Here is a 19,522-nt window from a genome sequence, read left to right on the forward strand (position 1 = left end):
TGCGCCCATGCCCCGTGTGCTCCTCATCGAAGACGACCCCTCCGTGCGGGAGGGCGTGGAACTGGGCCTGCGCCGGCGCGGCCACGAGGTGCGGGCGGCCGCCACCGGTGAGGCCGGGCTCGCCGCGCTGCGCACCTTCCGGCCCGACCTGCTGCTGCTCGACCTGATGCTGCCGGGCATGAACGGCGTCCAGGTCTGCCGCACGGTGCGGGAGGACAGCCAGCTGCCGATCATCATGCTCACCGCGCGCGGCGACGACTTCGACATCGTCATCGGCCTGGAGGCCGGCGCCGACGACTACATCGTCAAACCCGCCCGCACCGAGGTCATCGAGGCCCGCATCCGCGCGGTGCTGCGCAGGATCGAGGACCACGGCGGCGGGCGGCCCGGCGTCGAGACGCACGGCGGGCTGGCCATCGACCGGGCCGGCCTCACCGTCGTCAAGGACGGTACGCGCCTGGCGCTCGCACCGTCCGAGATGAGGCTCCTCCTGCACCTGTCGGCCTTCCCGGAGCAGGTCTTCAGCCGCCAGCAGCTGCTGGAGCACGTGTGGGAGCACAGCTACCACGGGGACGCCCGGCTCGTGGACGCCTGCGTGCGGCGGCTGCGCAACAAGATCGAGGACGTTCCGGCGAGCCCGCGCTACATCCAGACCCTGCGGGGTTTCGGCTACCGCTTCGGACCGCTGTGAGGCTCCGCGGACCGTTCCGCTTCCGCAGGCCGCCCACGGGGGAGCGGCGCCGTCCCTTCGGGCTGCGGGCCCGGCTCGTGCTCGCGTTCCTGCTGGTGGCCGCCGTCAGCGCGGGCACGACCGCCGCCCTCACCTTCCGGGAGGCGCGCAACGCGGTGCTGGAGACGGCGCAGGACACGGCCGTCTCGACGTTCCGCGGCGAGGTCGGCGCCTTCGACTTCTACCTGCCGCTGGACACCGACGGTCTGGTCGGCGGGTTGCGCGCGATGGCCCGCAACGGCAAGCCGAACACCTGGTACGTCTACGCGGAGTACGGCGACATCCGCGTCTCCTCCGCCGACAACCCCACCTCCACGGTGATCACGCCCGAGCTGCGCCGCCGGGCCCACGCCGATCCGAGCGGGAGCTTCCAGCGGGTCGTCAAGGACGGGGTGCCGTATCTGACGATCGGCATGCCGGTCGTGTTCGACGTCGGCGAGCGCGGCGGCGGTCCGGGCCGGGCGGTGCCGACCGGGCTCGTCCTGTTCGCGGTGATGCCGATGTCCGACGAGCGCGCGAACGTGGAGGCGCTGGTCGTGGCCGCGCGCAACGGGGCGCTGCCCGGCCTCGCCGTCGCCCTCGTCCCCGCGCTGATCGCCACGCGCGGCGTGCTGCGCCCGGTGCGGGAACTGCGCGCGGCGGCCCGTTCCATGGGTCGGGGCCACCTCGACACCCGCATCCGGGTGCGCGGCCGTGACGAGATCGCGGACCTGGCCCGGACGTTCAACGAGTCCGCCGGTGCGCTGGAGGCATCCGTGGACGAGCTGCGGCGGGCCGAGGCGCGTGCCCGGCGCTTCGCCTCCGACGTCTCGCACGAGCTGCGCACCCCGCTGGCGGGGATGCTCGCCGTCACCGGCGTCCTGGAGGAGGACGCGGACCGCCTGGATCCCGACACCGAGCGGGCGGTGCGGCTGGTCAGCGCGGAGACGGAGAAGCTCGCGGTCCTCGTGGAGGACCTGATGGAGATCTCCCGGTTCGACGCCCGCGCCGCCGACCTCAACACCGACGAGGTCGACGTCGCGGAGACCGTCCGCAAGACCCTGGAGCGGCGGCACTGGACGGACGTGGTCCGCGCGGAGCTGCCGGACGGCCTGCGCGCCCGGCTCGACCCGCGCCGCTTCGACATCGTCGTCGCCAACCTGGTCGGCAACGCCCTGCGGCACGGCGGAGCCCCGGTGACCGTGCGGGTGCACACCGCCGTCGGTGCGGACGGGACGGAGCACCTGGTCACGGAGGTCTCCGACCGGGGACCCGGTATCCGGCCCGACGTGCTCCCGCACATCTTCGACCGCTTCTACAAGGCCGACGCGGCCCGCACCCGCTCGGCGGGCAGCGGCCTGGGCCTGGCCATCACGCTGGAGAACGCGCGACTCCACGGCGGGACCGTCCGCGCGGCGAACCGTCCCGACGGGAGCGGTGCCGTCCTCACCGTCGAGCTCCCGCTGCGCGCGGGGGATGGCCCGGCATGAGAGTGCCCGGGAGAGGACGGCGGGGCCGCCGCGCCGCGCCCCTGGCCGCTTGCGCCGCCCTCACCGCCCTGCTGCTCGGCGGCTGCGGCATCGCGGAGACGGAGGTCGTGGGAGCGGGCGACCCGGCCGCGTTCCCGGTCGTCCCGCACCCCTCCACCGGGCTCCTCTTCTTCCGGACGACGGACGGGCGGGTGACGCCCGTGATCCGCTTCCTGGACGAGGCGTTCGAGGAGGCGCCCGACATGTCGGGGGTGCCGGACGTACCGGAGGTGCCGGGGGTGACCAGGACGTCCCGGACGGTCGCGGCCCTCTTCGCCGGGCCGCGCGGGCCCGAGCGGGAGATCGGGCTCACCGACGGACTGCCCGACCTGCCGGAGACCCCCGTGCGGACGGAGCCGCTGCCGGACGGCGGGGTGGAGGTGCTGCTGCCGATCGCCCTCGCGGGCCTCGACGACCTGGCCGTCCGGCAGATCGTGTGCACGGCGGCCTTCGCCGAGGACGAGGAGGGCCGCGCCGCCGTGCGGCTGCGCGGGGCCGACACGGTGCTGCCGCCCGCCGCCTGCGAGGTGGACGGCGAGCCCGCGGGCGCGCCGACGCCCACCTCCGGCCCGGGGGCGGACCCCTCGTCGACCTCCCCCGGCTGAGACGTCCACCGCCTCGACGGGGTTGACGGGGCGTGGCGGCGCTCCATACTCGCTCTTTGGCAGGGGCACGCCAACGCGGGGGTGAACTCCCCGTCCACGGAGGGTCCCTGCCGCAGGCCCGCGACCACACGGGCCCCGACCCCCCCACAGGAGGAACCCGCAGTGAGGACCACGCGCACACTCGCGGCCGCCGTCGGACTGCTCGCCGCCGCGACGGCGAGCCTTCCGCACGCCGTCGCCGCCGAACCGGAGACCTACGACGCGGCCGAACTGTCCCGGGTCAGCGACGCCGTGCTCGCGGCGGACGTCGGCGGAACGGCCTGGCACGTGGACGCCCGCTCCGGCCGGGTCGTCGTCACGGCGGACGCCACCGTCTCCCGGGCCGAACTCGCCGGCCTCCGGAAGGCGGCGGGCCCGGACGCCGGCGCGCTGAAGATCGAGCGGACGTCCGCGACGTTCCGTCCCCTGCTGTCCGCCGGGGACCGCATCTACGGGAACGGCCACCGGTGTTCGCTCGGGTTCAACGTCCGCAGCGGCGGTACGTACTACTTCCTCACCGCCGGGCACTGCGGCAACGCGGTGGACTACTGGTACACCGACCCCGGCGGCAGCACGCCCATCGGCCCCACGATCCACTCGAGCTTCCCCGGCGACGACTACGCCCTCGTCCGCTACGACAACCCGGCGCTGGACCACCCGGGCGGCTTCGTCGCCGCCGACCCGTACGTCGGCCAGTCCGTGACGCGCACCGGCTCCACCACCGGGACCCACAGCGGGACGGTCACCGCGCTCAACGTCACCGTGAACTACGGCAGCGCCGGCACGGTGCACGGCCTGATCCGCACCAACGTCTGCGCCGAGCCGGGCGATTCGGGCGGGCCGCTCTACCAGGGCAACAAGGCGCTCGGCATCACCTCCGGCGGCAGCGGCAACTGCCGCAGCGGCGGCACCACGTTCTACCAGCCCGTCACCGAGGCCCTGAAACGCTACAAGGTCAGTCTGTACTGACGCGCTCCGGCGACCCGCACCCCACCGGGCGCGGCTCAGCGTGGGGGCAGGGCGGTGAGCAGACGCTCCCGGAAGTCCCGCAGGGACGACGTCCCCGACCAGCGCGGGTCGCCCGACAGCCGGGTGTGGAGGCCGCGCAGCTCCCGGACGATAGTCGTGCGGGGCGCGGCCAGCGCCTCGTCCAGCGCCCCGCCCGCCGTCGCCACGGCGGCGTCCGGGTCGCCCGCGCAGGCGTGGGCGTCCGCCAGCCGCAGCGTCAGCAGCGTCCGGGTGGGGCGCATGTGGCCGGGGAGCGCCCGCAGGGACGCGCGGCCCGCCGTGACCGCGCGGCGGGCCGCCCGCACGTCACCGGCCAGCACGGCGACGTCCCGCAGCGCCCCCGCCGCACTCGACTCCAACCGCATCCGGCCCTCCGCCCCCACCAGCCACGGGGCCTCGGCGCGATCCCGTTCACCGAAGCCGTCCAACAGCCCCCGGGCCGCCCCGAGGTGCCGCTCCACCTCGCCCAGCCCGCCGCACAGGGCCTCGCCCCGCGCGCGGTAGAGGCTGGCCATCGTGGCCACCCAGCGACGGGCGGGCGCGGCGTGCTCCAGGGCGTCGGCATAGGCGTGCACGGCGTCCCGGTCCCGCTCGATGCGCGCCACCATGCTCATGTCGAAGAGCAGGGCCACCTTCGCCGTCACGTCGCCGGAGGTGTCGGCCCACCGCAACCCGTGCCCGTACCACGACATGGCCAGCCCGTTCTGGTCGCGCAGGACCCGCAGCCAGCCCGCGAGTTGGGCGTACCGGGCCGCCAGCCGCAGCAGCGGCAGCGCCGTCCGGCGTCCGACCTGCGTCGACCGCTCCACGAGCGTCCGCAGCGTCCGCTCCACGGGCGCGCACTCCACCGACGTCCGCCCCACCGTCATCCGCTCGAACGCCGCCAGCAGAGCCGTCAGCCCGTGCACGCCGTCGACGTCGACGGGCAGCGGCCGACCGGAGACCAGCACGTACGTGGGCGGCGGCACCGGGCACCCGGCCGTGTCGTGCAGCGGGCAGGGCAGGCCGTTGGCGGGCAGCGCCCCGGGCCAGTTGGCCAGCAGCTCCGGGGTGACGTCGGCGGGCCGCCCGTCCGTCCTGGGCACCGGGAACGGGACGCTCTGCGCCGCCGCCTCCCCCGCGCTCGCGCGCTCCCACAGGGCGGCCAGCTCACCGCCGGTGCCCAGCAGCCCGTCCGCCGCCTCGGAGAACCGGGGCGGCGGCCCCCGGAACCCCCGCTCGACCTTGCTGATGTGGCTGTGGTGGTAGCCCAGCAGCTCGCCGAGCTGGGCCTGCGTCAGCCCGGCCCGGGACCGCCAGTAGCGCAGCCGACGCCCGAAGTCGCTCCAACGAGGCTCACCTTCACTCCCCATGCCGGCCATCGTCCCTTGGCCGACGGCCAAATTGAACCCCGGTGCACCGCTCACCGGATCACCACCCCCGCAATCCGCTCCGCACCGGCGTCAGGTGAAGTGGAGGTGGCGGTCGGTGAGGGGGGAGCGGCGCAGGAGGCGCACGTCCCGCAGGTAGTTCTGGTGGAGGCGCCAGGGGGTGCGGGGGCCCTGGCGGGGGAGGGCGTGGACGCCGCGCCGCACGTAGCCCGAGCTGAGGTCGATGAGCGGGGACAGCTCCGTGCCGGGCGGGAACGTCGGGGTGAGGGGGGTGGCGGCGCGCAGGCCGTGGTCCTGGAGGTGGTTGAGGACGCGGCACACGTAGCGGGCGACGAGGTCGGCCTTGAGCGTCCAGGAGGCGTTGGTGTAGCCGAGGGTGAGCGCGAAGTTGGGCACGCCGGAGAGCATGGCGCCCTTGTAGGCGACGGTGCGGCCGAGGTCGACGTCGTGGCCGTCCACGCGCAGGCGCAGCCCGCCGATCGGGTGCAGCGTCAGACCGGTCGCCGTGACGATCACGTCCGCGTCCAGGTGGATGCCGGAGGCGAGGGCGATGCCGGTCTCGGTGAAGGTCTCGACGTGGTCGGTGACGATGGACGCGCTGCCCTCGGACACGGCACGGAAGAGGTCGCCGTCCGGCACCGCGCACAGCCGCTGGTCCCAGGGGTCGTAGCGCGGGGTGAAGTGGGTGTCGACGTCGTAGCCCGGCGGCAGCCAGCGCGTCACGCCCCGGCGCAGCAGCGCCTTCATGAGCTTCGGGCGCCGTCGGCTGAGCTGGAACCCGGCCACGGAGACGAGGACGTTCTTCCAGCGGACGACGGGCCCGCTCAGCCGGGGCGGGAGGCGCCGCAGGGCGCGGGCCAGGGGGTCGGTGGCGGCCAGCGCGGCGACGTAGCCGGGGGAGCGCTGGAGCATCGTGACGTGCGCGGCCTCCTCGGCGAGCGCCGGTACGAGCGTCACGGCCGTGGCGCCGCTGCCGATGACGACGACGCGCCGGTCGCGCCAGTCGAGGTCGCGGGGCCAGTGCTGCGGGTGGACGACGGGTCCGGTGAAGCGGTCCGCGCCGGGGAAGTCCGGGGTGTGGCCCCGGTCGTAGCGGTAGTAGCCGGCGCAGGCGGTGAGGAACGAGCAGGTGAGGCGGGTGCGCTCGCCGGTGTCGGTGCGTTCGGCGGTCACCGTCCAGCGGGCGTCGGCGCTGGACCACTCCGCGCGCACGACGCGGTGCCGGAAGCGGATGTACCGGTCCACGCCGTAGGCGCGGGCGGTGTCGCGGATGTACTCGCGGATGGCGGCGCCGTCGGCGATGGACCGCTCACCCCGCCACGGGCGGAAGGCGTAGCCGAGGGTGAACATGTCCGAGTCGGAGCGGACGCCCGGGTAGCGGAAGAGGTCCCACGTCCCGCCGACGGCGTCGCGGGCCTCCAGGATCGCGTACGTGCGGCCGGGCGCGTCCCGGGTGAGGTGGCAGGCCGTGCCGATCCCGGACAGGCCCGCCCCGACGATCAGGACGTCCACGTGGTCGAGCGGCATGCCGGTCAGGCTATCGAGCGGCGCGGGGCCCCCGTGCCGCCGGTGACGTGGCCGTCGTCACGTGCGGGACGGGCCGCACGTCCGGCACGTCCCCGCCTGGGGGCGCCGCTCGGCGTCAGACGGTGAGGGGCTTGGCGTAGCAGCGGCTGTTCGGCTCCTCGCGGTAGAGGCCGAACTTCGCGCACGGCTCGTAGCCCTCGGACTCGTACAGCGCGATGGCCTCCGGCTGCATGGTGCCGGTCTCCAGGACCATGCGCACCCGTCCCGCCGCGCGGGCGTCCGCCTCCAGCTGGGCGAGGATCTTGCGGGCCAGGCCCTGTCCGCGCGCGTCGGGGACGACGTACATCCGCTTGATCTCGGCGTCGCCGTCCGCGTACCCCTCGCCGTCGCGGTCCATGGCGCGCCAGCCGCCGGAGGCGACGGGGCGGCCGTCGTCGTCGTAGGCGAGCAGGTAGAGGCCGCCGGGTGGGAGGAACATCCCCGCGGCGAGCGGGGTGACGTCGCCCTCGTCGCCGTAGCGGACGGCGTACTCCTGCTGGACCTCGGCTTCGAGTCGCCGGGCGTCGGGGTGGTCGTACCGGATGCGGGCCAGGTGCATACGGAAATCCTAAGTAGGCTGCGGGGATGCTCAAGGTCGCATCGGTCAACGTGAACGGTCTGCGCGCGGCGGCCGGCAAGGGTTATCTGCCCTGGCTGGCGTCCTGCGAGGCGGACGTCGTGTGCCTCCAGGAGGTCCGTGCCCAGCCCGAACAGCTCACGGAGGCCGTGCGGGCGCCGGAGGGCTGGCACGTCCAGTGGGCGCCGGCGGCGACGAAGGGCCGGGCCGGGGTGGCGGTTCTCACACGTCGCGCGCCGGAGGCGGTGCGGGTCGGCTTCGGGGTGAGCGAGTTCGACGACGCGGGGCGCTACGTCGAGGTGGACCTGCCGGGCGTCACGGTGGGGAGCCTCTACCTGCCGTCGGGGGAGGTCGGCACCGAGCGGCAGGAGGAGAAGGAGCGCTTCATGGCCGCCTTCCTGCCCTACCTGCGGGAGCTGCGGGAGCGGGCGGCGGAGAGTGGCCGGGAGGCGCTGGTCTGCGGTGACTGGAACATCGCCCACCAGGAGGCGGACCTCAGGAACTGGAAGGCCAACCGGAAGAACTCCGGGTTCCTGCCGGAGGAGCGGGCCTGGCTGAGCCGGGTGCTGGACCCGGCGGACGGCGGGTTCGTGGACGTCGTCCGGCGGCAGCACCCGGACCAGGCCGGGCCGTACTCGTGGTGGTCCTACCGGGGGCGGGCCTTCGACAACGACAGCGGCTGGCGCATCGATCTGCTGGCCGCCACGGAGGGGCTGGCCGCCCGTTGTGTGAAGGCGTACGTGGAGCGCGCGGCGAGCCACGCCGAGCGGTGGTCGGACCACGCCCCCGTGACGGCCGTCTTCGGTTCCTGACGGCCGCTCCCGGGCTCACGTCCCCGGCTTGCGCCCCCAGACGTGCACGTCGTCGCCGTTGCGCAGCAGGCTCCAGTACGTGGCGGCGTCCGACCGGCGCAGGTTGACGCAGCCGTGGGAGCCGGGCGGTGACCACACGCTGCCCTTGATGGAGTGGAAGGCGATGCCGCCGTCGAAGAACTGGGCGTAGGGCATCGCGACGTCGTACAGCGTCGACCAGTGGTTCTTGTTGCGCCAGTAGACCTTCTTGGCGCCGGTGCGGGTCTCGTGGCCGTTCCGGCCGGTGCGGACGGGGACGGGCCCGTGTACGAGCCTGCGGCCGTCCTGGATCCAGCTGAGCTGCCGGGTGAGGTCCACGCAGGCGATGCGGCCCTTGTCCGTGGGGCAGCGCCCGCTCCGGTTCGGGTTCTTCCCGGCGGCCTTCTGCTGGTTCATCAGGTGCATCACGCCCCAGGTGACCGGGCCGGCCCAGCCGGCGTTGGGGGCTATGCCGTGCCGGGTCTGGAACGCCTGGATCGCGCGGCAGTCCTTCAGCGACTGCCGGCCGTCCACGGTGAGCTTCAGGAAGCGTTCGACCTGCCGCTGGTGGCTGCCCGTCGTGACGTTGCAGTAGGGCGCCGCCTGGGCGGGCGCGGCCGTCGCGAGGACCCCGGCGGGTGCGACGACGGCGGTGGTGACCAGCAGTGCCACGGCGGTGCGCCGCCGGGCCGACCCTCGTGCCATGAGTGTCTCCCTCCCTGCCGCGCGGTCCGGCGGGGGCCGGAAGGATCCGCGCGGGGACGGAGACGTTCTCACCCCGGGTGACGGTTGCGCTACCCCGCATCCTGGTCTTCGCCGCCGTTCTCGCCGCCGACCCCGCCGCCGTTCTCGCCGTGTTCGGCGAGCCATGCGTCGAGCCGGCTCCGGACGCGGCGGTCGAGGGCCATGGAGAGTTCGGCGTCGACGATGTGCTTGGCGTAGGGGCGCAGGTGGTCGACGGAGGCGGCGACGTCCTCGGGGTCGCGGTCCTCGGCGAGCAGGTGCGCGGAGAGGACGTCGGCGAAGACGGCCGCGATGGCCTCGACCTGGGTGCGGACGCGGCGCGCCCCGTCCAGGACGTCCGCGAGCGGGATGCCCTCGCGGACGAGCGCGGCCGAGGCGTCGAGCAGGCGTCGGCTGGTGTGGACGAGTTCGTCGCCGTCGACGGCCACGTAGCCGAGGTCGATGGAGTCGGAGAGGTTCTCGGGGGTGACCTCGCCCGGGTAGTGGGCGGCCAGCTCCTCGGGGGTGAGGCGTACGGGCACTTCCTCGGAGAACGGCGTGGTGAGCGCGGGTTCGAGGCCGAGGAGCCCGGCGGCGCTGTGGGAGTCGCGGCCCTTCTCGAACGCGGTGAGGAGTTCGGTGATGCCGCCGAGGGTGTGGCCGCGGGCCAGGAGGGCGCCGATGGTCCGCAGCCGGGCGAGGTGGTGCTCGTTGTACCAGGCGATGCGGCCTTCGCGGCGGGGTGGCGGCAGCAGGGCGCGTTCGCGGTAGAAGCGCACGGTGCGCACCGTGACGCCGGCGGCCTCGGCGAGTTCCGTCATGCGGTACTCGCGTTCGGGTGCCGGGCCCGTCGCCGTGTGCTGCTCCTCGAAGTTCCCCACCGGGCCAGCCTATGACCCCGTGCGCCGCGGCTCCGGGTGCGGGCGCCGGGGCCGTGCGGGGCGTGACGGGCGTGCGGGGCCCGCGGGGCGGGGCGTGGGCGGTGGGGGCGGAGAGGTGCAACCGGCGGTAACTTTTCCGCGCCGCCCCCTACCCATGAGTACGCCGCTCCTCTACGCTGCGATTGCGCCAGTGATTGCTGGCACGGTTTGCACGACGGTACGGAGACCGGGAGGGCGCGGCATGGGCGAGCGCGAACATGAGCATGTACGGGTGGCGGTGATCGGTTCCGGCTTCGGCGGCCTGGGGGCGGCCGTGCGGCTGCGCCGGGCGGGCATCACGGACTTCGTCGTCCTGGAACGCCGCGACGCCGTCGGCGGCACGTGGCACGACAACTCCTACCCCGGGTGCGCCTGCGACGTCCCCTCGCACCTCTACTCGTTCTCCTTCGCGCCCAACCCCGAGTGGCCGCGGAGCTTCTCCGGGCAGGCGCACATCCACGCCTACCTGGAGCGGGTCGCCGACACCTTCGGGCTGCGTCCGCACATCCGGTTCCGGCACACGGTCGAGCAGGCGGAGTGGGACGCCGAGGAGCTGCGCTGGGTCGTGCGGACCTCGCAGGGCACCCTGACGGCGGACGTCGTCGTCTCCGCCACCGGCCCGCTCTCCGACCCCAAGATCCCGGACATCCCCGGGCTCGACGGCTTCACGGGCAAGGTCTTCCACTCGGCGCAGTGGGACCACGACTACGACCTGCGCGGCAAGCGCGTCGCCATGATCGGCACCGGTGCGTCCGCCATCCAGATCGTGCCCGCCATCCAGCCGACGGTCGGCCGGCTCACGCTCTTCCAGCGGACCCCGGCCTGGGTCATGCCGCGGGTGGACCGCAGGATCACCGGGGCGGAGCGCTGGCTGCACGCGAAGCTGCCCGTCACCCGGTACCTGCGCCGTCAGCTGCTCTGGGGCATCCGCGAGTTGCAGGTCAGCGCCTTCACCAAGCGTCCCGGTGAGCTGGGGCCCGTCCAGCAGCTCGCGCTCCTGCACATGAAGCGCGCCGTCAAGGACCCGGAGACGCGCCGTCAGCTGACGCCCGACTACCGCATCGGCTGCAAGCGCATCCTGCTGTCCAACTCCTACTACCCGGCCCTCGCCCAGGACAACGTGGACCTGGTGGCCTCCGGGCTCAAGGAGGTCCGGGGCAACACCCTCGTCGCGGCCGACGGCACCGAGACGGAGGTCGACGCCATCATCTTCGGCACCGGCTTCCACGTCACCGACATGCCGATCGCCCAGCGCGTCAAGGGCGCCGACGGCACGACGCTGGCCGAGGAATGGCGGGACGGCATGGAGTCGCTGCGCGGCGCGAGCGCCGCCGGCTTCCCCAACTTCATGACGATCATCGGGCCGAACACCGGGCTCGGCAACAGCTCCATGATCCTGATGATCGAGGCCCAGCTGACCTACATGATCGACTACCTGCGCCGGCTCGACGCCCTCGGCGGCCGGGTGGCCCTGGACGCGCGGCGCGGCGCGGTGCACGCCTGGACGGCGCGGATCCAGGAGCGCATGAAGCGCACCGTGTGGAACACCGGCGGCTGCGACAGCTGGTACCTGGACGCCAACGGACGCAACACCACCGTGTGGCCGGGCACGACGGCGGAGTTCCGCCGCGCCACGCGCGAGGTGCGGCTGGAGGAGTACGAGGTCCTGCGCGCCGAGCGCCCCGACCGGGACGAACCGGCCGTCGCCGCCGGACGTCCGCTGCCCGCCGCCTCTGGGGAGGCCGCCGCATGAGCCCCGTCGCCCCGCTCACCTCCGGACCGTTCGCGGCGCCGGAACCGGCCGCCACCCGGCAGGTCACGTCCAGCACGGGGGCCCGGCTGCACGTCGAGGAGTTCGGTCCGGCCGACGGCCCCACCGTCGTGCTCGCGCACGGCTGGACGTGCGGCATCGCCTTCTGGGCGCCCGTCGCGCGCGCCCTGGCCGCCGACGGCGTCCGGGTGGTGGCCTACGACCAGCGCGGTCACGGCAGGTCCCCGGCCACCCCGGGCCGGTACAGCACGCAGGCCCTCGCCGACGACCTGTGCGCCGTCCTGGAGGCGGTCCTCGGTCCGGAGCAGCGGGCCGTCGTCGGCGGGCACTCCATGGGCGGCATGACGATCATGGCCGCCGCCGGGCGGCCCGCGCTGGTCCGGCACGCCGCGGCGGCCTTCCTGTGCAGCACCGGCGCCCGGCGGCTGTCGTCCGAGGCGCGGGTCCTGCCCGTGCCGGGCGGGGCGGGCCCGCGCGGGCTGGCGCACCGGCTGCTGCTCACCTCGTCCGCCCCGCTCGGCCCCGTCTCGTCGGTCAGCCGCGCGATGCTCGCCTACGCGACGATGGGCCCCGGCTCGGCGCCCGAGCGGATCGAGGCCTGCGCGCGGATCGTGCACGCCTGCCACCGCAAGGTCCGGCAGGGCTGGGGGCGGGTGCTGACCGGTCTCGACCTCTCCGAGCAGGTCCCGCGGCTCACCATGCCGACGGCCGTCCTCGCCGGTACCCGCGACCGGTTGACGCCGCTGTCGCACGCGCGCGAGCTGGTGGCCGCGCTGCCGCACTGCGTCGGCGTGCACGAGAAGCGCGGTCTCGGCCACATGACGCCGCTGGAGGACCCGGAGTCCGTGACGGACGTCCTGCGCGGCCTGGTCGCCGACCACCTGAAGCCCTCCGGCGCCGACACGGCGGCCGACGTGACGAAGGAGTCCCGATGAAGCGTGGAGACCTGGACGGCCACGTCGCGGTCGTGACCGGGGGCGCGCGGGGTGTCGGCGCGCTGCTGGCGCGCAAGCTGGCGGCGCGCGGCGCGCGGATCGCCCTCGTCGGGCTGGAGCCGGACGAGCTGGCGAAGGTGAGCGCCGCACTCCCGACGGACTCCGCCTACTGGCACGCCGACGTCACCGACCACGTGGCCATGGAGCAGGTCGCCGGGGAGGTGAAGGCCCGGTTCGGGAAGGTGGACGTCGTCGTCGCCAACGCCGGTGTCGCCACCGGCGGCCTGTTCGGCGACAGCGACCCGGCGACCTGGCGCCGGGTCATCGAGGTCAACCTCGTGGGCGGAGCGGTGACGGGGCGGGCCTTCCTGCCCGCGCTGACGGAGTCCCGCGGCTACTTCCTCCAGATCGCCTCGCTCGCCGCGATCACCCCGGCACCGATGATGACGGCGTACTGCGCGTCGAAGTCGGGCGTCGAGGCGTTCGCGCACAGCCTGCGCGCGGAGGTCGGCCACCAGGGGGTGCGGGTCGGGGTCGGCTACCTGAGCTGGACCGACACCGACATGGTGCGCGGCGCCGACGAGGACGACGTGATGCGCGACCTGCGCGCCCACTCCATGCCGCCGCCGATGAACCGGACCTACCCGCTCGGCCCGGCCGTGGACCGGATCGTGGCGGGCATCGAACGCCGGTCGCCGCACGTCTACGGGCAGTGGTGGCTGCGCGGCATGCAGTTCGTACGCGGTGCCCTGCCGACGATCGTCGGGGTGGGCGGGCGTCGGGAGATGCGCAGGGTCGCGCCGAGGCTGCTCGCCGCGCGGGACGGTCGTCCCACCGGTCTGGTGGGCGCGGGCGGCGCCGCCGACGAGCGCGAACGCGGCTGACCCGGGGCGGGGAACCGGGCGGCCGTGCGGGGCCCAACGCGGGGTCAGTCGCGTGGGGACGCGGGACGCGGGGACGCGCCGGTGAGGCGGGGTGCCCCCGCGTCCCGACCGTCGTCGTCCGGGGCGGGCCGCGTCACACCGCGCGGGGAGGCAGCGGCGGACGGCGGCGGTCGGGGACGTCGGAGAGGTCCGGCGGGCTGCTGGCCGGGTGCCGTTCGAGCAGGTCCAGTGCCGTGCGGACGGCCGTGTCCAGCACGGTGTAGCGGCCCTCGGCCCAGTCCAGCGGGGTGCGCAGCGCCTCGATGTCCGGGGCGACGCCGTGGTTCTCCACGTCCCAGCCGTAGGCGTCGAACCAGGCCGCGTTCATGGGCACGGTGATGACCGAGCCGTCGCCGAGTCGGTGGCGGCCCGTCATGCCGACGACCCCGCCCCACGTCCGCGAGCCGACGACGGGCCCCAGGCCGAGCAGCCGGAACGCGGCGGTGATCATGTCCCCGTCGGAGGACGTCGCCTCGTCGGCCAGCGCGACGATCGGCCCGCGCGGCGCGTTGGAGGTGTACGAGACGGGCTCGGCGTCCCGCGTCAGGTCCCAGCCGAGGACGGTGCGGGTCAGACCCTCGATGACCAGTTCGCTGATGTTGCCGCCCGCGTTGCCCCGGACGTCCACGATGAGCGCCGGGCGGGAGACCTCCATGCGCAGGTCGCGGTTGAACTGCGCCCAGCCCGAGCCGCCCATGTCCGGGATGTGCAGGTAGCCGCAGCGGCCGTCGCTCAGCTTCCGCACCACCGCCCGGCGTTTGGCCACCCAGTCCTGGTAGCGCAGCGGCCGCTCGTCGATCAGCGGGACGACGGCCACCCGGCGCGCGGGCCCGGCGCCCCCGGGCGCGCGGAAGGTCAGCTCCACCGTCGTGCCGCCGGCCCCGGCCAGCAGGGGGTACGGTCCGGCGGCCGGGTCCACGGGCCGGCCGTCCACGTGGGTGAGCACGGCGCCGTCCCGGATGCCCGAACCGGCCAGGGGGGAGCGGGCCTTGGAGTCGGAGGACTCGCCCGGCAGGATGCGCGAGACGAGCCACTCGCCGTCCTTCGTGCGGGACAGGTTCGCGCCCAGCAGTCCGATCGGGCGCTGGTAGTGCGGCGGGCCCTCGTTGCGCCGGGCGGCGGCCACGTACGCGTGCGAGGTGCCCAGCTCGCCCAGCACCTCGCGCAGCAGGTCGGCGAACTCGTCGGGGGACGCCACCCGGTCCACCAGCGGCCGGTACTGGGCCAGCACCGCGTCCCAGTCGATGCCGCACATGCCCGGCTCCCAGAAGTACGCGCGGGTGATGCGGCCCGCCTCCTCGAACGCCTGCCGCCACTGCGCTCCGGGGTGCACGTCGTGGAGGATGCGGCGCAGGTCGATCCAGACGGTGGTGTCGCCGTCGGCGTGTTCGGTGGCCGGCACGGCCCGCAGGTCGCCCTCGTCGTTGACGACCATGCGGGTGCCGTCGCCGCTGACGGCGAAGGAGTCGGCGTCGGCGCTCAGCTCGACGCGCTTGGCCCGCGCGGGGTCGAAGTGCTCCAGGGTGGGGCGCCCCGAGGTGTCGGCCGGGTTGACGAACGTCTCGCCGAGCGCGCCGGAGATCGGGTAGCGCAGCCAGACCAGCCCGCCGCCCGCCACCGGCGTCAGGGCCGAGTACTTGGAGGCCGTCACCGGGAACGGCGTGACGCGGCCGGCCAGCCCCTCGGCCTCCACCAGCACGGCGCGGTCCTCGTCGAAGCCGCCCGGCAGCTCCGTCGGGTCCAGGCCCCCTGCGGCCGGGCGCCCCTCGGGGTTCAGCGCGAACGGGGACGGCGTCGCGGAGGAGAGCGGGACGAGGTGGGGGCGGCAGCCCAGCGGGAACGACAGGTCCCCGGTGTGCACGTCGTACACCGGGTCGAAGCCGCGCCAGGACAGGAAGGCCAGGTAGCGGCCGTCCCGGGTGAACACCGGCTGCTCGTCCTCGAACCGGGCGTCGGTGACGTCGATGACCGTGCCGTCCGCGATCCGGGCGATGCGGATCTGGCGCAGGGTCCGCCCCAGGCCCGGGTGCGCCCAGGCCAGCCACTGGGAGTCGGGGGAGAAGGCGAGGTCGCGCACCGGCCCGTTGGCGGAGCGCAGCAGCTCGGTGACGGCCGGTTCGCCGCCGCCCTCCCCGTCGTCGTCCCCCTCCCGGCGGCCCGCCCCCTCCTCGTCGGCGCCCCGCTCCGTGCTGTTCGCGCCGTCCGGCCCGCTGTCCGCGCCGTCCGGCCCGCCGCCCGCCGCCGTGTCGTTCTCGCGGGCCAGGAGCCCGCCCACGTCGACCAGCAGCAGCCGTCCGTCGTGCGAGGCGACGGCGAGGGTGTCGCCGTCGGGGGAGGAGACCAGCTCGTGCACCCGGCCCAGCCGCCCGGCCGCCACCCGGCGCGGGCCCTGCCCGCCGCTCGCCCTCGGCAGCCAGGCGATCTCGACGGCGTCCTCCCCCTCGGCGTCGGTGACGTACGCGATGCGCCCGGTGGCGCCGAGCATCTCCGGCAGCCGCACCCGCACGCCGGGCGTACCGGAGATGACCCGGGCCGGGCCGTCGCGGTGCGTGAGCCAGTACAGGCTGCCGCCGACGCACACCGCGCTGGCCCGGCCCGTGGTGTCCACCGCCAGGCCGTCGAGCCGGGTGGCCGCGGGCACCTGGTAGGCGCGCCGCCCGGTGCGCGGCCCGCACAGCCGGACGTGCAGGCGGCGGGGCACGGCGCCGGGGCCGAGGTCGTCCACCAGCCACACCTCGCCGGCGCACTGGTAGACGACGCGGGTGCCGTCGCAGGAGGCGTGCCGGGCGTAGAAGTCGGCGTGGTCGGTGTGCCGCCGCAGGTCGGTGCCGTCGGTCCGGCACGAGTAGAGGTTCCCCACGCCCTCGTGGTCGGAGAGGAAGGCGATACGCCACCGGGGTGATCCGTCCTCGCCCGTCTCCGTGGGGTCGCGGACGAACATCGGGGCGTCCAGGTGCCCGGCCAGCTCGGGCAGCAGCCGCCGTCCGTGCAGCCACAGCCGTCCCGTGGCGCCGCCCCGGTAGCGCTTCCAGGCGGCCGGTTCGTGCGGCGGGCAGCCGGTGAGGAGGAGCGTGCGCCGCTCGCCGCCCGGGTAGCCCAGCAGGTCGTCCACGGCGATGTCGGTACACGGCCCCCACGGCAGCCGCCCGCCGGGCCCGCCGTCCAGCGGCAGCCGGTACGCCCAGGTGAAGTGCGGGAACGGCTGCCCGTGCGAGGCGACGGCCAGGACGTCCCCCTCCGGCGTCCAGCCGCAGACCCGGGTGTCGGGGGCGCCCCAGTACGTCAGCCGCCGGGCCGGGCCCCCGGCGACGTCGACGAGATGGATCTCCGGGTCGAGGCTGCGCCACGAGGTGAACGCGATGTGCCGCCCGTCGGGGGAGAAGCGCGGCGGACCCAGCCGGGTGCGGTCGACCGTGAGCCGCCAGGCCCGCTCCGGGCGCCGCCCCGGCGGGACGAGCGGCGCCGCCCACACGTCGTCCTCGGCGACGAAGCAGAGCAGGTCACCGTGGAGGTGCGGGTACCGGAGGTACGCGGCGTCGTCACTCACCCCTCTTATGGTTCGGCCGCCCCCGGACCCCGGCAACTCGGCGGCGGGCGGTCGGTACGCGCGCCGGGAACGGGACGTTCCCCCCGTCGGATGTGAGCTGCGCCTCAGTGTGGCGAACCGGGCACCCCGGACCCGGGCTCACGCGTCTCTTCTGTCAGGGACTGTCATTTTCTCCCGCACCGACCGCCCGCCCGACCAGACCGGAGTATTCCTCCCGTGGCCACCTTCCTGTACAAGCTCGGCCGGCTCGCCTTCCGGCGGCGGCGCATCGTTGCCCTGTTGTGGGCCGCGGTGCTCGTCGTCGTGATCGGCGCCGCGTCGACCGCCGGAGATCCCCCCGACGACGAGTTCGCGCTGCCGGGAACGGAGTCCCAGCAGGCGTTCGACCTGATGGAGGACCGCAGCCCGGGTGACGCCGCCGCCGACGGCGCGCAGGGCCGCTTCGTCTTCAAGGCCCCCGACGGCGAGGCCATCACCGAGCCGGACAACCAGGCCGCCGTGGAGAAGGTGCTCGGCGCGCTCTCGCCGGAGAAGCACCAGCAGATCGTCAGCATCGAGAACCCCTTCGAGACCGAGACGATCAGCCAGGACGGCACCACCGCGATCGCGAACGGCTCCTACGAGGTGCCGGGCCCGGAGCTGGAGGACCAGACCCGCGAGGAGATCGAGGAGGCCGCCGACCTCGGGCGGGAGGCCGGGCTCACCGTCGAGGTCGGCGGTGACGTCCTCTTCGCCGAGCCGGACATGGGCCACGGCGAGATCATCGGCATCGGTGTCGCCGCGCTCGTCCTCATTCTCACCTTCGGCTCGCTCGTGGCCGCCGGACTGCCGCTGATCACGGCGCTCATCGGTGTGATGATCGGCGTCACCGGCATCGCGGCCCTCGGGGCGACGCTGGGCCTGTCGGCCACCACCGGCACGCTCGCCATGATGATCGGCCTGGCCGTCGGCATCGACTACGCGCTCTTCATCGCCTCCCGCTACCGCGCCGAACTGGTGGAGGGCCGCGACCGCGAGGAGGCCGTCGGCCGAGCCGTCGGAACCGCCGGCTCCGCCGTCGTCTTCGCCGGTCTCACCGTGATCATCGCGCTGGCCGGTCTCGCCGTCGTCAACGTGCCGATCCTCACCAAGATGGGCTTCGCCGCCGCGGCGACGGTCGTCATCGCGGTGCTCGTCGCCATCACCCTCGTCCCGGCCGCGCTGGGCATGGTCGGCAAGCGCATCTTCGGGCGCAAGGTGCGCAACGCCAACCCGGAGCGGGGCGTTCCCGCGCCGGAGTCGGCCGACAGCAAGCCCGGCCTGGGCACCCGCTGGGCCCGCTTCACGCTGCGCAAGCCGCTCGTCGTCCTGCTCGTCTCGGTCATCGGCCTGGGCGTCGCCGCCCTCCCGGTCGGCAGCATGACGCTCGGCCTCCCGGACGAGGGCAACCAGCCCACGTCCACCACCCAGCGCCGCGCCTACGACCTCGTCGCCGAGGGCTTCGGTCCGGGCTTCAACGGTCCGCTGCTCGTCGTCATGGACTTCGACGAGGTCATCGCCGACGGCGGTGACCCCCAGGCGGCGGCCGAGAAGATCGGCAACAGCGTCCGCGAGCTGGACGGCGTCGCCAACGTCGCCCCCGCGCAGCTGATCAACGAGAAGGGCGACGCCGGCGTCATGGCCGTCGTCCCCGAGTCCCGGCCGAGCAGCACCGAGACCGAGGACCTGGTGCGGGAGATCCGCGACCGGGCCGGCTCCTACGAGGAGCAGACCGGCGCCCTCGTCCTCGTCTCCGGCTTCACGGCCAGCGGCATCGACTTCTCGCAGGTCATGGACGACGCCCTGGTGCCCTACCTGACGCTGGTCGTCGGCCTGGCCTTCGTCCTGCTGCTCATGGTGTTCCGCTCGGTGCTGGTGCCCCTCAAGGCGGCGCTCGGCTTCCTGCTGTCCGTGCTGGCCGCCCTGGGCGCGGTCGTCGCGGTCTTCCAGTGGGGCTGGCTGTCCGGTGCGCTTGGCGTGGAGCAGACCGGACCGATCATGAGCATGATGCCGATCTTCATGATCGGTGTGATCTTCGGTCTGGCGATGGACTACGAGGTCTTCCTCGTCACCCGGATGCGGGAGGCCTACGTCCACGGGGAGCGCCCCGGCCAGGCGGTCGTGACGGGCTTCAAGCTCGGCGCCCGCGTGGTGACCGCCGCCGCCGTCATCATGATCAGCGTCTTCGCGGGCTTCATCGGCGCCGGCGACTCCATGGTCAAGATGATGGGCTTCGGCCTGGCCGTGGCCATCCTCTTCGACGCCTTCGTCGTGCGCATGGCCATCGTGCCCGCCGTGCTGGCCCTGCTGGGCGACAAGGCGTGGTGGCTGCCGAAGTGGCTGGACCGCGCGCTGCCCAACGTCGACGTCGAGGGCGAGCGGTTGCAGCAGCACCTGGCCCGGACCAGCGGCCCCGCGGCCGACCCGGAGCGCGAACGCGTCTCCGTCTGAT

15 protein-coding genes are annotated in these 19,522 nt (G+C 74.5%); 9 read left to right on the forward strand and 6 right to left on the reverse strand.

Annotated features, from left to right (window positions below; all coding sequences use genetic code 11):
• The first annotated feature begins 7 nt into the window (after nucleotides 1-7).
• The 4 genes from IF129_RS17450 to IF129_RS17465 all read left to right on the forward strand — a co-directional run bounded on the left by IF129_RS17450 (nucleotide 8) and on the right by IF129_RS17465 (nucleotide 3,851).
• Entirely contained in the window at nucleotides 8-691 is a 684-nt protein-coding gene (locus IF129_RS17450) for a response regulator transcription factor (protein WP_191210619.1), read from the forward strand.
• Nucleotides 688-2,199 (forward strand): ATP-binding protein, encoded by a 1,512-nt coding sequence (locus IF129_RS17455; RefSeq protein ID WP_191210620.1) that lies wholly within the window; start codon nucleotides 688-690, stop codon nucleotides 2,197-2,199. The genes IF129_RS17450 and IF129_RS17455 overlap by 4 nt, the downstream gene beginning before the upstream one ends.
• Nucleotides 2,196-2,843 (forward strand): hypothetical protein, encoded by a 648-nt coding sequence (locus tag IF129_RS17460; protein ID WP_191210621.1) that lies wholly within the window; start codon nucleotides 2,196-2,198, stop codon nucleotides 2,841-2,843. The genes IF129_RS17455 and IF129_RS17460 overlap by 4 nt, the downstream gene beginning before the upstream one ends.
• Nucleotides 2,844-3,005: 162 nt before the next feature.
• Nucleotides 3,006-3,851, forward strand: coding sequence for a S1 family peptidase (locus tag IF129_RS17465; RefSeq protein WP_191210622.1), 846 nt, complete (start codon nucleotides 3,006-3,008; stop codon nucleotides 3,849-3,851).
• Between the two features lie 35 nt (nucleotides 3,852-3,886).
• Here IF129_RS17465 and IF129_RS17470 read toward each other — a convergent pair whose 3' ends face one another.
• The 3 genes from IF129_RS17470 to IF129_RS17480 form a co-directional block, all read right to left on the reverse strand.
• Nucleotides 3,887-5,242 (reverse strand): helix-turn-helix domain-containing protein, encoded by a 1,356-nt coding sequence (locus tag IF129_RS17470; protein ID WP_191210623.1) that lies wholly within the window; start codon nucleotides 5,240-5,242, stop codon nucleotides 3,887-3,889.
• Nucleotides 5,243-5,332: 90 nt separating this feature from the next.
• A complete protein-coding gene (locus IF129_RS17475; RefSeq protein ID WP_191210624.1) occupies nucleotides 5,333-6,787 on the reverse strand; it encodes a flavin-containing monooxygenase in 1,455 nt (484 codons plus the stop codon).
• Nucleotides 6,788-6,902: 115 nt separating this feature from the next.
• The gene (locus tag IF129_RS17480) at nucleotides 6,903-7,385 is read right to left on the reverse strand and encodes a GNAT family N-acetyltransferase (RefSeq protein ID WP_191210625.1); all 483 of its coding nucleotides are present in this window, start codon (nucleotides 7,383-7,385) and stop codon (nucleotides 6,903-6,905) included.
• A gap of 26 nt (nucleotides 7,386-7,411) precedes the next feature.
• On the opposite strand from IF129_RS17480, the gene IF129_RS17485 reads away from it, so the two are divergent.
• Nucleotides 7,412-8,215 (forward strand): exodeoxyribonuclease III, encoded by an 804-nt coding sequence (locus IF129_RS17485; protein WP_191210626.1) that lies wholly within the window; start codon nucleotides 7,412-7,414, stop codon nucleotides 8,213-8,215.
• Between the two features lie 15 nt (nucleotides 8,216-8,230).
• Here IF129_RS17485 and IF129_RS17490 read toward each other — a convergent pair whose 3' ends face one another.
• Both IF129_RS17490 and IF129_RS17495 read right to left on the reverse strand, forming a co-directional pair.
• Entirely contained in the window at nucleotides 8,231-8,938 is a 708-nt protein-coding gene (locus tag IF129_RS17490; protein ID WP_191210627.1) for a L,D-transpeptidase family protein, read from the reverse strand.
• An 89-nt stretch (nucleotides 8,939-9,027) separates the two neighbouring features.
• Nucleotides 9,028-9,777, reverse strand: a complete 750-nt coding sequence (locus IF129_RS17495) for a MerR family transcriptional regulator (RefSeq protein ID WP_191210750.1) — start codon at nucleotides 9,775-9,777, stop codon at nucleotides 9,028-9,030.
• A gap of 301 nt (nucleotides 9,778-10,078) precedes the next feature.
• Here IF129_RS17495 and IF129_RS17500 point away from each other — a divergent pair, with 301 nt between their 5' ends.
• The 3 genes from IF129_RS17500 to IF129_RS17510 are packed head-to-tail and all read left to right on the forward strand — an operon-like array spanning nucleotide 10,079 to nucleotide 13,466.
• A complete protein-coding gene (locus IF129_RS17500; protein ID WP_191210628.1) occupies nucleotides 10,079-11,629 on the forward strand; it encodes a flavin-containing monooxygenase in 1,551 nt (516 codons plus the stop codon).
• A complete protein-coding gene (locus IF129_RS17505; protein ID WP_191210629.1) occupies nucleotides 11,626-12,582 on the forward strand; it encodes an alpha/beta fold hydrolase in 957 nt (318 codons plus the stop codon). Before IF129_RS17500 ends, IF129_RS17505 begins: the two co-directional genes overlap by 4 nt.
• The gene (locus IF129_RS17510) at nucleotides 12,579-13,466 is read left to right on the forward strand and encodes an SDR family oxidoreductase (RefSeq protein WP_191210630.1); all 888 of its coding nucleotides are present in this window, start codon (nucleotides 12,579-12,581) and stop codon (nucleotides 13,464-13,466) included. Before IF129_RS17505 ends, IF129_RS17510 begins: the two co-directional genes overlap by 4 nt.
• A 133-nt stretch (nucleotides 13,467-13,599) precedes the next feature.
• Here IF129_RS17510 and IF129_RS17515 read toward each other — a convergent pair whose 3' ends face one another.
• Nucleotides 13,600-17,052: a S41 family peptidase gene (locus tag IF129_RS17515; RefSeq protein WP_191210631.1), complete on the reverse strand. Its 3,453-nt coding sequence runs from the start codon at nucleotides 17,050-17,052 to the stop codon at nucleotides 13,600-13,602.
• A gap of 216 nt (nucleotides 17,053-17,268) precedes the next feature.
• On the opposite strand from IF129_RS17515, the gene IF129_RS17520 reads away from it, so the two are divergent.
• Complete coding sequence (locus IF129_RS17520; protein ID WP_191210632.1) at nucleotides 17,269-19,521, forward strand: MMPL family transporter; 2,253 nt, start codon at nucleotides 17,269-17,271, stop codon at nucleotides 19,519-19,521.
• The last annotated feature ends 1 nt before the right edge of the window (nucleotide 19,522 follow it).

Source organism: Streptomyces chumphonensis (assembly GCF_014779715.1).
Taxonomy (GTDB): domain Bacteria; phylum Actinomycetota; class Actinomycetes; order Streptomycetales; family Streptomycetaceae; genus Streptomyces; species Streptomyces chumphonensis.

Bases quoted from the DNA above. Each gene is read 5' to 3' on its own strand.
- IF129_RS17450 (WP_191210619.1), top strand. From the start codon at position 8: ATGCCCCGTGTGCTCCTCATCGAAGACGACCCCTCCGTGCGGGAGGGC.
- IF129_RS17460 (WP_191210621.1), top strand. From the start codon at position 2,196: ATGAGAGTGCCCGGGAGAGGACGGCGGGGCCGCCGCGCCGCGCCCCTG.
- IF129_RS17470 (WP_191210623.1), bottom strand. From the start codon at position 5,242: ATGGGGAGTGAAGGTGAGCCTCGTTGGAGCGACTTCGGGCGTCGGCTG.
- IF129_RS17475 (WP_191210624.1), bottom strand. From the start codon at position 6,787: ATGCCGCTCGACCACGTGGACGTCCTGATCGTCGGGGCGGGCCTGTCC.
- IF129_RS17480 (WP_191210625.1), bottom strand. From the start codon at position 7,385: ATGCACCTGGCCCGCATCCGGTACGACCACCCCGACGCCCGGCGACTC.
- IF129_RS17485 (WP_191210626.1), top strand. From the start codon at position 7,412: ATGCTCAAGGTCGCATCGGTCAACGTGAACGGTCTGCGCGCGGCGGCC.
- IF129_RS17490 (WP_191210627.1), bottom strand. From the start codon at position 8,938: ATGGCACGAGGGTCGGCCCGGCGGCGCACCGCCGTGGCACTGCTGGTC.
- IF129_RS17495 (WP_191210750.1), bottom strand. From the start codon at position 9,777: ATGACGGAACTCGCCGAGGCCGCCGGCGTCACGGTGCGCACCGTGCGC.
- IF129_RS17500 (WP_191210628.1), top strand. From the start codon at position 10,079: ATGGGCGAGCGCGAACATGAGCATGTACGGGTGGCGGTGATCGGTTCC.
- IF129_RS17505 (WP_191210629.1), top strand. From the start codon at position 11,626: ATGAGCCCCGTCGCCCCGCTCACCTCCGGACCGTTCGCGGCGCCGGAA.
- IF129_RS17510 (WP_191210630.1), top strand. From the start codon at position 12,579: ATGAAGCGTGGAGACCTGGACGGCCACGTCGCGGTCGTGACCGGGGGC.